This window comes from Oxynema mangrovii CENA135, assembly GCF_016632315.1.
In the GTDB taxonomy this organism is placed as follows: Bacteria; Cyanobacteriota; Cyanobacteriia; order Cyanobacteriales; family Laspinemataceae; genus Oxynema; species Oxynema aestuarii.
The window spans coordinates 1972594-1984915 of the sequence record NZ_JAEOXH010000001.1 but is presented as its reverse complement, the minus strand read 5'-3'; the positions used below and the strand labels follow the sequence as shown (position 1 = coordinate 1984915).

The window sequence follows — 12322 nt, the reverse complement described above, 5'->3', positions numbered from 1 at the left end:
GATCCCTCGTGAACGGAAAACGGATTCTCGTAATTGATGATGAAGATGATATCCGCGAAGTCGCCCAATTAAGTTTGGAAATGGTCGGGGGATGGCAAGTTCTCACCGCCAGTTCCGGACCGGAAGGGATCGAAGTCGCCAGTCAGCAGAAACCCGACGCGATCTTGCTCGATGTCATGATGCCCGAACTCGATGGCCCGTCAACCTTCAAAAAACTGCAAAACAATCCGGAGACGGCCAAGATTCCCGTGATTTTACTGACCGCCAAGGTGCTATCTGCCGACCGCCAGCGCTTTGCGGAACTCGGAGTCACGGCGATCGTCGCCAAACCTTTCGATCCGATGAATCTCGCCACACAGGTGGCGGAACTATTGGGATGGAATTTCTAAAATTTTGTAAAGATTTTAGGATTCCCTCCCTAGCTTGCCGCCTTCGCACTTGACTTTTTCCTCTAAAACCGATGAGAACAAATTCATGAACTTGGCACGAGTATTAGAAGAAAAATACACGGATTATTTGGAACGACAAGGTTGCGCGTGGTGGGTCGAAATCGTGACCGCGTCTCCCCGTTGTACCTACTACTTCGGTCCGTTTATGACCCAAAGGCAAGCGCAAGAAGCTCGACCGGGTTATGTTGCCGATCTCGAAGAAGAAGGCGCCTGCGGGATCGCCGTGTGCGTCAGTCGTTGTCAACCGCAAGAATTGACAATCGTCGGCACTCCCGACTAGGAGCGCGCCAACGCCGCCGGGTGAGATGGTGCTAGGTCTTGCTCGGCGGTTCTTTCCTCCGTCGCTGTTTTTCGCCGCTTTGGGCGTTTGACGAGCCGATCTCCGGGTAGGGGTATTGCAATTTCACCGGACAAGCTGTAACATTCTGCAAGTCCTATGACGCTAGCCGAGTCGCCGCTATCTCTTCGAGGGCGATCGATCGGCAAATCCAAAGGAATATCCCCTGCCTAAAATCTTCACCAGGGATCGGCCAAATTGCCGAGCGCTTCTCAAAATTCCACAGGAGAAAGTAGCTTCAAACACAAAAATTCTGCGATCCCCGTCGGAGTCTTCACGGGTTCTTCACATTTTTCCCTTAACTTCAAGAGTGAAGCAAGTTGAGCTTCACCCCCTACAGACGTTACGACCAGGAGTTGAGGGATATGCCTGCCGCCTACCTGACTTTACTCTCCATCGCTTTAGGTTCCGGTTGGATTTATTTAAGAACCAGTGCGGATGTGCCTTTTGTCCTCGCGGCATTGACGGCGGTTATCTGCTTTATCTGGGGATTTGCCCTCGCTCCTTGGTTGGTACAACTCTCGATCGTCGGCGCCCTCGTCGGGCTGGAAAAACTCTATTGGTCGAGCGCGCGGCTTCGCCGAAATTGAGTCCGGTGGGACGATCGCCCGCTCGCGATCTCCGAATGCGGATTCGAGGCCAGACCACATCGTTCCCGAGTTGTACTCGGACGGCCTGGGGATAGTTTTACATTTCACATTTGTCAATTGTCAATCAGGTTTAAGATACTATGAACGTTTGCCCTTGTTGCTCCGGTCAATTACTCCGCCATGCCAGACACAGTGGTGTTTACCTGTTCTGCCCCCATTGTTGGCAAGAAATGCCCGATTTAGCGGCGATGATCCGAACCCGCCCCCAGCACTTACAACGTTTAGAAGTGCAACGTCGGGAACTTTTTGTAGAAATTTCGAGCGCTCCTTCTCGCCAAAAAGCCCTGCAAATTGCTTGACGGTTTCATTCGGGCGACCTGTGGGTCGGCTGTTTGAGCAGCTTTAAATTCCAATTGATTTAAAAAACTATTTGATATCGATCGAGTCAACAGGGAAAAGATGCCGTGAGAAGGTTAGCTTTCCAAGGGCATCCCAATGCGATCGGCGGACGGATAACCCCGATGGCGGTATTGACTCAAGTGGCAATGAAGGGGACGTGAAGGACAATACATTGACAATCGGCGCGATCGCCGTTCGTGGCGATCGCGTTTTGTTATGCAGAGCGGCTAGGGAATTAAATCGAGGCGCGTTTGCGGGTACCGGCAACGAAACCCGGCTTCGATCAGTTTTCGGTTCGAGACGCGGGCGTTGTACGGTCGTCGTTCCGTCGCCGTAGGATCCCATGAGATCGGTTCGAGATCGTGGAGTTCGCAGAGGCGATCGAGTAACTCTTTCTGTTCCAAAGGCGTGTCGTTGACTAAATTATAAACCCCACGTAAGCGGTGGGCGCGGGCGAACTCCAACGCGGCGACAATATCGTCTAAATGAATCCAGTTGGCGACTTCCCGACCCGTTCCCGGACGAGTGGTTCCGGCGAGGGGGCGAAAAATTTTGGCAATTTCGCGACCGGGGCCGTAAATCCCCCCCAAGCGTAAGATACAGACGGCCAAATCCTGGCGATCGCCCGCCAATAAGACCCGTTCGGTTTCCGCGAGAATTTCACCATTTTCGTTCGCGGGAGCCACCGGGGTGTCTTCGTCCACCCACTGACCTTGGCGATCGCCGTAAACCGCATAACTTCCAGTATAAATAACCTGTTTGACCGAAGTCTCGCCAGACAAAAGAGGGCTTAATGTTCGAGCCGTTTCTAAATAAGTTTCTCGATAGGCATCCCGTTGGCGGGCGCCGAGACTGAGCAAGACGAGTTCTTGTCCTTCGAGGACAGTTCTCATCGCCGTCGGGTCGTTCCCTTTGACTACGAGTACCCGGTCGGCGAGGGATTGAAGTTCTTCGACCCGTTGCGGAGTCGTGGTGGTCACGGTGACGAGATGGCCGTACTGGCGCCAGTAACGGGCGATCGCTTGCCCGACATAACCACAACCGACGATCGCAATCTTCAAAATCTCTGTTCCTCCTGACGCGCTTCTCAATGCCCTTGCCTCGTACTGGTTGCTTTCGACAGAGCGAGCAACAAGGCCGACGGGTTATATTTTATCGGCGATCGCCCGGTCTGGCCGCGATCGCGATTCCCGGAGTTCCCGAGGACGAACCTCAGTATGAGGCGCATCTCCGTGCTGAAGTCCGGGTTTTCCCGCGCCATGATTTTGATAAGATTTTCCTATATTGCCGATTCGAGGGGCAAAAGAGTCGCTCGATCCGAGGGAGGCGATCGCATCGACTCAAAGAGTCGGTCAATTCCCATTCCAGGGAGCGATCGCCAACACGGCACCCCTCGTGAGATGAAAACTATCCGTTGTGGAATTTGTTTTATGAAACAGTTGCTCGTAGAAACTAGGTATCGCTCGAAAGCATGGCTGGCGCGGGTGGCGATCGCGATCGTCGCCTTCGCCGTACTGGTATTGAATGCCCCCGAAGCCGCCCGAGCGACGGGGATTTATGAAATGCCGAACCTGGCGCCCGGAGAACCGACCTGGGTGGTCGATGAAGGCAACGTCCTCAGTCGCTTGAGTGAGGGTAAACTCGCCAGCGCCGCCGAGCAATTGCGCGACGCCACGGACACCGAAATGCGATTCGTGACCATTCACCGTTTGGACTACGGCGAAACCGCCCAAAGTTTTACCGATGCCCTCTTTGAAAAATGGTTTCCCACCCCCGAACAAGGTGCCAACCAGATTTTAGTCGTCGTCGATACAGTGACCAATAACTCGGCGATCCACGTCGGCGAGGGCGTTGGAGAGACCGTCAACGAAGCGATCGCCGAAAGCATTGCCTCGGAAACGATCCAAGTCCCCTTGCGCCAGGACAATAAATACAATCAAGCCTTTTTAGATGCCAGCGATCGCATTAGCGCCGTCGTTTCCGGTCAACCCGACCCCGGACCGCCGGAAGTCGATAACGAACTCAATCTCGAAGGAACTTTTACCTCCGCCGAGGATACCGACCAAGGCAGTGCCACCGTCATCGTCGTCGTCCTGTTACTGTTAGCCACCGTCATCCCGATGGCCACCTATTACTGGTATCAATCTTTTGGCAATTAAACCCGCCGTTCGGGGAAGGGGCGATGCACGCCCCTCGATCTGGCGGCATCCCCCGACTTGCACGAGAATCTCCCGGTTCAGTCTTGGACATATTCATCGCCATTGATTAAGGCGATTTCGGCGCGCACGAACTCGCGACCTAAATATGCGGCGTGATCGAGCATCGTCACCGGACATTGGGGAGGTTCCTCAAAAATTTTGACACACAGTTCTTTAGCCGTTCTGCCTGTAAAGAGGGTTTCGGCAGTACGTTCGACTTTACCCCGTGCGGGAATCGGTTTCCCCGTTGCCGGATCGACGGCCAACCCTCGATCGTTAATAACATTTGTAAAATGTTTGGCACAAATCAAGTTTGAGTCGCGATCGATGTAGATGATGAAATAGCCGCCCGGGTCGAGATCGATATGACGTTTCGACAGTTCCTCGTCAATAGCGGTCATGTTTTCAAGATTTGGATTCATATTGCTCTCGTGAATTTCAACTTCTAGACTATCGACTTTTGCGTTCGCGAGGGATGTTCACGACAGAACTATCGAGCGGCAAAAGGTCTTTCTTTGTAATAGTCTAGAAGTCCGAGCTGCATTCACCATCCCCCGATCGCCGAACTTGCATTATTGCAGGCGATCGATCTCCCGTCGCCGACTCGTATTCTATATCTAGACATTCGCTCCACTTTTAACCATCATGCACATTGCTTTTCTCAACCCCCAGGGGAATTTTGACCCGGCTGATAGCTATTGGACCGAACATCCGGACTTCGGAGGTCAACTGGTCTACGTCAAACAAGTGGCGATCGCGATCGCCGCTCAAGGTCACCAGGTCGATATTCTGACTCGTCGCATCCTCGATGCGGACTGGCCCGAATTTGGCGAACGCTTTGATTCCTATCCCGGGATTAAAAATGTCCGCATCGTCCGTCTCAAAGCCGGACCGAAAAAATTCTTGCGTAAAGAACTCCTTTGGCCCTACTTGGTCAAAGATTGGGTGCCGAATATCCTCGCCTTCTACCGCGACGAAGGGCGCTTTCCCGACGCCATGACGGCTCATTACGGCGATGGCGGACTTGCTGGGGTCTTACTCGAAGCCGCAACTGGGATTCCGTTTACGTTCACCGGACATTCCCTCGGCGCTCAGAAAATGGACAAACTCGATGTCAGTCCCGACAATCTCGAATCGATGGACAGGCATTTCCATTTTACCCGCCGCCTGATCGCGGAACGCTTGAGCATGAACCGTTCTGCCGTCAATATTACTAGTACGGAACAAGAACGGTTCGAGCAGTACAGTCACCGCGCTTATCGAGAGGCGATCGATGCGAATGAAGACCGCCGCTTCTGCGTGATCCATCCCGGGGTTTATGCCAAGATTTTTAGTGCGGAAGTCCGCTCCTCCCACGAGGATGAAGTTCAACAGCTCATCCTCGATCGCTGCGAGCGCGATCTCGCCGAAGACCGCCAAGATTTACCCGCAATTTTGGCCTCCAGTCGCCTCGCACCCAAGAAAAATCTGCAAGGTTTAGTTGAAGCTTTTGCCTCTAGTAAAAAACTCCAAGAAATCGCCAATTTAGTGCTAATTACAGGCGGGTTGGACAATCCTCTAGAAGAAGAAGCTCCCGACGATGAAATCGAACGAGTTTTAGCCCCTATTCGTAAGGTGGTTAAGAAACATAAACTCTGGGGTAAAATTAGCGCTTTTTCTCTACCGGATCAAGCCGCACTCGCCGCCTGCTATCGCTTTTTAGCCGATCGCGGCTCGGTGTTCGCCCTCACGTCCCTGCACGAACCGTTCGGATTAGCTCCTCTGGAAGCCGCCGCCGCCGGATTGCCCGTGGTCGTGACTAAAAATAGCGGTATTGGCGATATTTTACAGCAAAAAGAGGACGAATACGGGATTTTAGTCGATCCGAGCGATCCCCTCGATATTGCCCGAGGTCTCGAAGAGGTGATGACCGATCGCCAACTTTGGCAAGACCTGCGATCGCGCGCTCAAACTCTCGTCCTCAATCATTACACTTGGGACAGTACGGGTCAAGAATATCTCAAATCGATCGAAGAGATTGTCGAAAGTCCCGGCGCCCGTCGTCCACAAAAAGTGTTAACGATTCCCGACTATTTCCGCAATCCGACAATCGCTAACGATATTTCTGTGGAAGAGTTAAGTAAACTCTATTTTGATGGAGTGGTCGAACTCAAGCGCGACACGCAGCGTTCCGATTCCGCTTGACGATAGTTTCCCTTTCTTCTCTGTTTCTTCTCTGTTTCTTCTCTCGGCAAAAGGTAATCGTCATTTTCTAATTCTCCTATTCCCGAGAGAAGATATTTCTAAAAGTAAACTGTAAATTTGATGGTGGATGGCGATCGCGATCGAACTTTAACAAAAATTTTGACTTTCTAGAGAATCGACCCCCTTGAAACGCCCGAGATTCAGTTAAGATTTCCCTTAAAATCAACTCCAATATTTCTTATTCGATCGAACCCGTTCCCGAACTCCCTCGGGAGATCGCCCGGCGTCCACCCTCAACAGACCTGAAACAAAGCTCCATTAATTAACAAGCCTCGGTCGATCGCCTCGGAGCTCGAACCCCGATTAACCCTAGTATTGAAAGTTATTCCAGCCTCATGCCAACTGTTTCAGAAACCCGGATTGCCCCAACTCCAACCCCAAGCCAAACGATCGCCCTCGACGTCACCGGGATGAAATGCGCCGGATGCGTCAAAGCTGTCGAACGGCAACTCGCCGGACAACCGGGTGTACACTCCGTGCGCGTTAATTTTGCTACAGAAGTCGCCGCGTTGGAATACGACCCCGATCGCGTCAACCCCGACGAACTGGCCGCCAAGCTCAGCGCAGCCGGGTTTCCGACGCAAATCCGACAGGGGGACGACCTGCAAGATGCCTACCGCGCTCAAGACGAACGCCAACGCCAGGAAATTCGCGCGGGCGTAACCCGAGTTTGTCTCGCCGGAGTGCCGATCCTGCTCTCGGGACTGGGACATCTCGGCATTCTCGAGGCCCTGAGTAACATGTGGTTTCACTGGGCCTTGGCGACGGCGGCGATCGCCTTTCCGGCGCGGGAGATCGCGATCGACGGCTGGCAGAGTTTGCGCCGCAACCGCCCCAACATGAACAGCCTGGTCACCTTGGGCGCCGTCAGCGCCTACGGAGCCAGTTGTATCGCCTTATGGTTCCCCTCCCTCGGTTGGGAATGCTTTTTTGACGAACCCGTGATGTTACTCGGTTTTATCCTGCTAGGACGAACCCTCGAAAGCCTGGCGCGACGGCGGGCGGCCCGTTCTATGCGATCGCTAGTCGCCTTACAACCGAGAACGGCGCGCTTGGTCTTTCCGGAGGAAAACGACGATCGCCTCGAAATCGGACAGACGGCGATCGACATTCCCGCAGCACGGGTTCGCGTCGGCGAATACCTGCAGGTCTTACCGGGAGAAACCATTCCCGCCGACGGAGAAATCGCGATCGGTAAAACCACGGCGGACGAGTCGATGCTGACCGGGGAATCGGTTCCCGTACTCAAACAAGTCGGCGATCCGGTGACGGGAGGAACTATCAACCAATCCGGGGCGATCCTCGTGCGCGTCACTCGCACGGGGGCCGAAACGACCCTGGCGCGAATTGTGGCGGCGGTCGAAGACGCTCAAACTCGTAAAGCTCCGGTTCAGCAACTGGCGGATACGGTGGCCGGATATTTTACCTACGGGGTGATCTCGGTGGCGCTGCTGACTTTCTTGTTCTGGTCGGTCGCGGGAACCCAAATTTGGCCGCACGTTCTCGATCCGAGTGCGGTGGCGAGTTACCCCCTGGCGATGGGAGGCGATCTCGTTCATGCAATGGCTCATTCGACCTCGCCGTTATTGCTGAGTTTGAAATTAGCGATCGCGGTGTTGGTCATCGCCTGTCCCTGTTCTTTGGGATTGGCGACGCCGACCGCCATTCTCGTCGGGACGGGGGTGGGCGCCGAGCGCGGTCTGCTGTTGCGAGGTGGGGATATCCTCGAACGAGTCGCCACTGTCGATACGGTCATTTTCGATAAAACGGGGACGCTGACGACCGGACGACCGCAGGTGACCGACTGTTTGAGTGCGAGACCGGAGTACGACGATCGCGCCCTGCTGCAATTGGGCGCCACGGTGGAAAGCGGCACCACTCATCCCCTGGCGCAAGCGATCGCCTGCGCGGCGCGAGAACGGGATTTGAGCTTGCTCCCGGCGGCGGACTTTCACACCGAAGCCGGATCCGGCGTCAGAGCGACGATTCTCCTGGGGAGACGCTTCGCGAATGACGGGGTGACGGTGTGTCTCGGGACGGGGGAGTGGCTGGAACGCCACGGGGTCGAGATTCCCGAGGAATGGCGCGCTCGCGCTGCAAAACTGGCGAATGAGGGCAAAACGGTGGTGGCGATCGCGGGCGATCGCGATTTTCTCGGACTGATGGCGGCGCGCGATCGCCTGCGCGACGAGGCGCGTTCCACGGTAGACCGTTGCCGTGCTTTGGGCTTGCAAGTGATGTTACTGACGGGCGATCGTCCGGAAACGGCGCGGGCGATCGCCTCAGAGTTGGCGATCCCGCCGGAGTGCATTTTTGCCGGGGTGCGCCCCGGTGAAAAAGCGGAGGCGATCGCCCGAGTCCAAGGAAACGGACGACGGGTGGCCATGGTTGGGGACGGTATTAACGACGCCCCCGCTTTAGCGCGCGCCGATGTCGGAATCGCCTTGCACAGTGGCACCGAGGTGGCAGTCGAAACGGCGGGGATCGTATTAGTGCGCGACGACCTCGGTGATGTCATCGAATCGATCCAACTGAGTCGGGCGACCTTTGCCAAAATTCGTCAAAACTTGGTCTGGGCCTTCGGGTATAACGCGATCGGCATTCCGATCGCCGCCGGAGTTTTGCTGCCGAGTTTCGGGATTCTCCTCGGTCCGTCGGCGGCGGCGGCGTTGATGGCGTTCAGTTCGGTGAGTGTGGTGACGAACTCTTTACTCTTGCGTTATTGGCGTTCGTGAAGCGTGCGCCTTGCGCTTAGCGACGACCTTAGCGAAGCGACTCCGAAGGAGTTAGGAGTTAGGCGTATCGCGATCGAAAAGCATTCAGGTGGTTGAGATTGTAGGGACATCCTGAATGCTTGGGTCGATCCCCGCCGGGGAACGGGTCGAACCCACGGTCGGGGTTCGCCGTCGGGGGGTTATCCGGCAGCCGTTTCGAGCAACTGCCACTCGTTGGATTCGGCGATCGCCTCGGATAAGCTGTCAAACATTTGCCGACAATGATTGTCTAATTGCAAGGGCAATTCTTCGTTTTTCATCACGAAATTCATCCGCACTTCGTCCGGGGTGTCCATCGGTCTATCGATCAAGACTTCGACGGTCACTAACTTGCCAAACGGGACTTCGCCGGGGATTTCTCTGGCCATGATGTAATCCCCCGTATCGTAGATGACATCTAAATGGCACTCTTGCAAGATCTCGATGAGCGATTGCCGGAGGAGATCGGGAGAGACGGCAACAATAAATAAGCCAGTGTAGCGAGCCATAGGCAACTCCGGGGACTTGACATCAATATCCTCATCATCATACCGAACCTTCTGTGAAACTTCGGGATGATGTCTGGGGACGGGGTTCGAGCCTCGGACGCTTCGAGCAGCGTCAGCGCGCCCAGTCGATCTTGATTTCCCCAGAAACTGAAAATTTCCGCTCTCTAAAACTTACTCAAACTTAATCATTTGATGTTTAGTTCCTAGCTTGGATCTTCCGAGACCTTTCCATCACTAGGCTTACACGGCTGAGCTCTCCGCATTTTCTACATTAATTGCCGCATTGAAGTCACGATCTATGGAGACGTGACAGTTCGGACAGTCATACTGTCTTTTGTCCAGGGGCATTTTTTGTTGGTGTCCGCAGTTGGAACAGATCTGCGCACTGGGATACCACGGGTCAATCAGCGTTAATTTGCTCCCATACCACTCGCATTTATACTCAAGCTGACGACGGAACTCATCAAACCCACCATCCGCAATCGCACCAGCCAGCTTGTGATTTTTGAGCATCCCTGACACATTTAAGTCTTCGATTTTTACTTCACCGTGGTTTTTGGCTAAGTAAGTTGTTAACTTGTGTAAATGGTTCGCTCTAATATTCGCGATGCGTCGGTGGGCTTTAGCTAACTTGAGTTGCGTTAAAGACTAGCAGAAAACAATGGAGATGGTGAATCCGCGATTTTTGTGGCTTCGGCGATTCTAAACTTACTCAAATTTTTATTTGAGCATAAAAAATGAGTAAGTTCAGGAAACTTTAGGTAGAAATTTAAACCCTGTTTTTAACCCTTGTCGAATTGCCAAGGGAAATTCAATCGATTCATTGAATCGGATGCGGTTCCCCGCAACGCCGTCTTGCCGCAGTTTTCGACCTGGAAAACCAGGTGGGGACCAATGCTCTGGACTTGAAGTTTCCGAGTACCAGGCTCGGTTTACTGCCGTCCGAGCTTTATCGGTTCCCTTTTACATAAAGCTATAGATCGCAAAACAATATTGGCAGTCACCAACGTTGCAGTAGAACGTGACATCCTCCCGACGCCGACCCGAGGGGTACGGCACGGGTTTCCCGACCTCGCGATCGAGCTTTCCTGTCCCACGCCACTTATCGAGGTCGTAGACCTTCGATAGCCCGACTTGACAGGCGGTTTCCGTTCCCCAGAGTTCCTGGGTTACGACCTGAGTTTAACACAAGCTTTAGGGACAGATCAATGTTTGCCCAACCCCCAATAGGCAAGGGTCGAAGGGGTGATATTCTCGAGTTCAACTCGGGTACCAGATCGATTCGAGTTGGCGGGCGATCGCCAAACTCTGCTCTCGTAAGGATGGGGAGGGCGTATCTGTCAGGACAACGGTGACGTGTCCTAATTTCCGGCCCGGACGGGATTGACTTTTGCCATACCAGTAGACGCGGGCACCTTCGACGGCGGCGAGTTGTCGGCGTTTCTCGGCGTAGTCGCTTTGGGAATCTTCGTAGCCGAGTAAGTTGACCATGACCGCGCCGACTCCGGTCAAGGCGGTAGACCCCAAGGGGCGATCGCACACGGCTCGCAAGTGTTGCTCGAATTGGGAGGTTTCGCAGGCGTCAATGGTTAAATGCCCGGAATTGTGGGTGCGCGGTGCAATTTCGTTGACCGACACTTGGCCGTTGGGTTCGAGGAACAGCTCGATTCCGAAAACGCCCACGGCGTCTAAGCTTTCGAGCAGTTGACGGGCGATCGCCTCGCACTGGCGGGTGACGGCTTCGCTCAAATCCCCGGGAATGAGAACCCGACGGCAAACTTGCCGTTCTTGTTGGGTTTCGACCACGGGATAAATGGCGATCTCCCCGGAGGGATTGCGGGCGGCGACGACGGCTAATTCGCGCTCGAAGGGGACGAATTGTTCGAGTACGACGGAGGGACGCCCCCACTGATGCCATATTCGGTCTAAGGCGGCGGCGTCGGCGGCGATCGCGGTTCCCTGTCCGTCGTAGCCGTGACGGCGGGCTTTGATGACGGCGGGCCAGCCCAGGGGATTTTCGGCGGGAGTGGCGATCGCTCCGGGTTCTTTAGGGTCCGTGTCTAAGACCATAAAGGCGGGAACGGGCAACCCCATTTTCTGAAGATGGCAGCGCTGCTGGTATTTATCCAGCAGAGGCGCCAGGACCGATAATGCCGGACGGAAGCAAACCCCTCGCGCTTCCAGTCGGGATAAGGCAGGCAAATCGACAAATTCGTTCTCGAAGGTAATCACTTGACAAGATGCGGCCAGTCGGGCGGTCGCTTCGGCGTCATCCACTGCAGCTAAGATGACTTCGGCGGCGTCTGGGGCTGCCGGGTCGGTGGCTTTAGGGGTTTGAACGGCCAGTTGGAGGCCCAACCCTCGGGTGGCACTGGCCATCATCCAAGCAAGCTGTCCGCCGCCGATCGCGCCGACCCGTTCGATTGCTGTTGTTCGATCCATCTGATTTCACGACTACATTCCCATCTTTCAGTTTTTCACGCCTCGGCGGCACTGGCTAGTTCCCGGCGTGCGGGGGCAATCTCGACGGGGGCAGTGCGATCGATCGCGCGACTTTGAGGTTGAAGAGGATAACGGTTGCGGCGATCGCCAGCGAGTCGGATGGGGCATATGGATGGGGAATTCAAAGCTTTAAAGGTTAGGGCGTCAACGACGCCGATCTTAATCGTCTTTTCGAGCGGCGTTCGCGTATAGCCTACGGCATCGCTCTAGCCTGAGCCATGGCTTCGCGCTTTGCGCTTAGCGACGTCGGAGCGGTCTCGCGCCCTAACAGAACGAGCAAGCGGGCGAATGAATCGGCCCGCTTTTGTCGTTGGCGATCGTGATTCCGGTGAGACAAGGTA

General features: G+C 54.7%; 13 protein-coding genes, 1 other RNA gene and 1 pseudogene. 7 read left to right on the top strand and 8 right to left on the bottom strand.

Annotated elements, in window-relative coordinates:
* Positions 1 to 8: 8 nt before the first annotated feature.
* The 4 genes from JJD41_RS07880 to JJD41_RS07865 all read left to right on the top strand — a co-directional run bounded on the left by JJD41_RS07880 (position 9) and on the right by JJD41_RS07865 (position 1735).
* The gene (locus JJD41_RS07880; RefSeq protein WP_200665442.1) at positions 9 to 389 is read left to right on the top strand and encodes a response regulator; all 381 of its coding nucleotides are present in this window, start codon (positions 9 to 11) and stop codon (positions 387 to 389) included.
* Between the two features lie 85 nt (positions 390 to 474).
* A complete protein-coding gene (locus tag JJD41_RS07875; protein WP_200665441.1) occupies positions 475 to 729 on the top strand; it encodes a DUF1816 domain-containing protein in 255 nt (84 codons plus the stop codon).
* Positions 730 to 1151: 422 nt separating this feature from the next.
* Positions 1152 to 1376 (top strand): hypothetical protein, encoded by a 225-nt coding sequence (locus JJD41_RS07870; protein ID WP_168571874.1) that lies wholly within the window; start codon positions 1152 to 1154, stop codon positions 1374 to 1376.
* A gap of 140 nt (positions 1377 to 1516) precedes the next feature.
* The gene (locus JJD41_RS07865; RefSeq protein ID WP_168567316.1) at positions 1517 to 1735 is read left to right on the top strand and encodes a hypothetical protein; all 219 of its coding nucleotides are present in this window, start codon (positions 1517 to 1519) and stop codon (positions 1733 to 1735) included.
* Positions 1736 to 2002: 267 nt separating this feature from the next.
* Here the strand turns inward: JJD41_RS07865 and JJD41_RS07860 are convergent, their stop codons facing one another.
* Entirely contained in the window at positions 2003 to 2836 is an 834-nt protein-coding gene (locus tag JJD41_RS07860; protein ID WP_200665440.1) for an SDR family oxidoreductase, read from the bottom strand.
* Between the two features lie 26 nt (positions 2837 to 2862).
* A complete protein-coding gene (locus JJD41_RS07855) occupies positions 2863 to 3036 on the bottom strand; it encodes a hypothetical protein (protein ID WP_200665439.1) in 174 nt (57 codons plus the stop codon).
* A 169-nt stretch (positions 3037 to 3205) separates the two neighbouring features.
* Between JJD41_RS07855 and psb32 the strand changes: the two genes are divergently transcribed.
* Complete coding sequence (psb32, locus tag JJD41_RS07850; RefSeq protein WP_200665438.1) at positions 3206 to 3934, top strand: photosystem II repair protein Psb32; 729 nt, start codon at positions 3206 to 3208, stop codon at positions 3932 to 3934.
* A 77-nt stretch (positions 3935 to 4011) separates the two neighbouring features.
* Here the strand turns inward: psb32 and JJD41_RS07845 are convergent, their stop codons facing one another.
* The gene (locus JJD41_RS07845; RefSeq protein ID WP_168569541.1) at positions 4012 to 4395 is read right to left on the bottom strand and encodes a DUF4346 domain-containing protein; all 384 of its coding nucleotides are present in this window, start codon (positions 4393 to 4395) and stop codon (positions 4012 to 4014) included.
* 223 nt (positions 4396 to 4618) lie between these two features.
* On the opposite strand from JJD41_RS07845, the gene JJD41_RS07840 reads away from it, so the two are divergent.
* Both JJD41_RS07840 and JJD41_RS07835 read left to right on the top strand, forming a co-directional pair.
* Complete coding sequence (locus tag JJD41_RS07840) at positions 4619 to 6157, top strand: glycosyltransferase (RefSeq protein ID WP_200665437.1); 1539 nt, start codon at positions 4619 to 4621, stop codon at positions 6155 to 6157.
* Positions 6158 to 6552: 395 nt separating this feature from the next.
* The gene (locus JJD41_RS07835; protein WP_200665436.1) at positions 6553 to 8952 is read left to right on the top strand and encodes a heavy metal translocating P-type ATPase; all 2400 of its coding nucleotides are present in this window, start codon (positions 6553 to 6555) and stop codon (positions 8950 to 8952) included.
* 179 nt (positions 8953 to 9131) lie between these two features.
* On the opposite strand, the gene JJD41_RS07830 is transcribed toward JJD41_RS07835, so the two are convergent.
* The 5 genes and pseudogenes from JJD41_RS07830 to JJD41_RS07810 form a co-directional block, all read right to left on the bottom strand.
* On the bottom strand, positions 9132 to 9479 hold the full coding sequence (locus JJD41_RS07830) for a hypothetical protein (RefSeq protein WP_168569538.1): 348 nt from the start codon (positions 9477 to 9479) through the stop codon (positions 9132 to 9134).
* 240 nt (positions 9480 to 9719) lie between these two features.
* Positions 9720 to 10115, bottom strand: a pseudogene (locus tag JJD41_RS07825) (RNA-guided endonuclease InsQ/TnpB family protein); the annotation flags it as partial.
* A gap of 200 nt (positions 10116 to 10315) precedes the next feature.
* A non-coding RNA gene (gene ssrS, locus JJD41_RS07820) (6S RNA) lies at positions 10316 to 10500 on the bottom strand.
* A 239-nt stretch (positions 10501 to 10739) separates the two neighbouring features.
* A complete protein-coding gene (locus JJD41_RS07815) occupies positions 10740 to 11921 on the bottom strand; it encodes a 5-(carboxyamino)imidazole ribonucleotide synthase (protein ID WP_200665435.1) in 1182 nt (393 codons plus the stop codon).
* 35 nt (positions 11922 to 11956) lie between these two features.
* The gene (locus JJD41_RS07810) at positions 11957 to 12106 is read right to left on the bottom strand and encodes a hypothetical protein (protein WP_200665434.1); all 150 of its coding nucleotides are present in this window, start codon (positions 12104 to 12106) and stop codon (positions 11957 to 11959) included.
* Between the last annotated feature and the right edge of the window lie 216 nt (positions 12107 to 12322).

What these genes read in the sequence shown, in the direction of transcription:
- psb32 (WP_200665438.1), top strand. Translation starts at nt 3,206, where the DNA reads ATGAAACAGTTGCTCGTAGAAACTAGGTATCGCTCGAAAGCATGGCTG.
- JJD41_RS07815 (WP_200665435.1), bottom strand. Translation starts at nt 11,921, where the DNA reads ATGGATCGAACAACAGCAATCGAACGGGTCGGCGCGATCGGCGGCGGA.
- JJD41_RS07870 (WP_168571874.1), top strand. Translation starts at nt 1,152, where the DNA reads ATGCCTGCCGCCTACCTGACTTTACTCTCCATCGCTTTAGGTTCCGGT.
- JJD41_RS07835 (WP_200665436.1), top strand. Translation starts at nt 6,553, where the DNA reads ATGCCAACTGTTTCAGAAACCCGGATTGCCCCAACTCCAACCCCAAGC.
- JJD41_RS07840 (WP_200665437.1), top strand. Translation starts at nt 4,619, where the DNA reads ATGCACATTGCTTTTCTCAACCCCCAGGGGAATTTTGACCCGGCTGAT.
- JJD41_RS07830 (WP_168569538.1), bottom strand. Translation starts at nt 9,479, where the DNA reads ATGGCTCGCTACACTGGCTTATTTATTGTTGCCGTCTCTCCCGATCTC.
- JJD41_RS07855 (WP_200665439.1), bottom strand. Translation starts at nt 3,036, where the DNA reads ATGGCGCGGGAAAACCCGGACTTCAGCACGGAGATGCGCCTCATACTG.
- JJD41_RS07865 (WP_168567316.1), top strand. Translation starts at nt 1,517, where the DNA reads ATGAACGTTTGCCCTTGTTGCTCCGGTCAATTACTCCGCCATGCCAGA.
- JJD41_RS07875 (WP_200665441.1), top strand. Translation starts at nt 475, where the DNA reads ATGAACTTGGCACGAGTATTAGAAGAAAAATACACGGATTATTTGGAA.
- JJD41_RS07845 (WP_168569541.1), bottom strand. Translation starts at nt 4,395, where the DNA reads ATGAATCCAAATCTTGAAAACATGACCGCTATTGACGAGGAACTGTCG.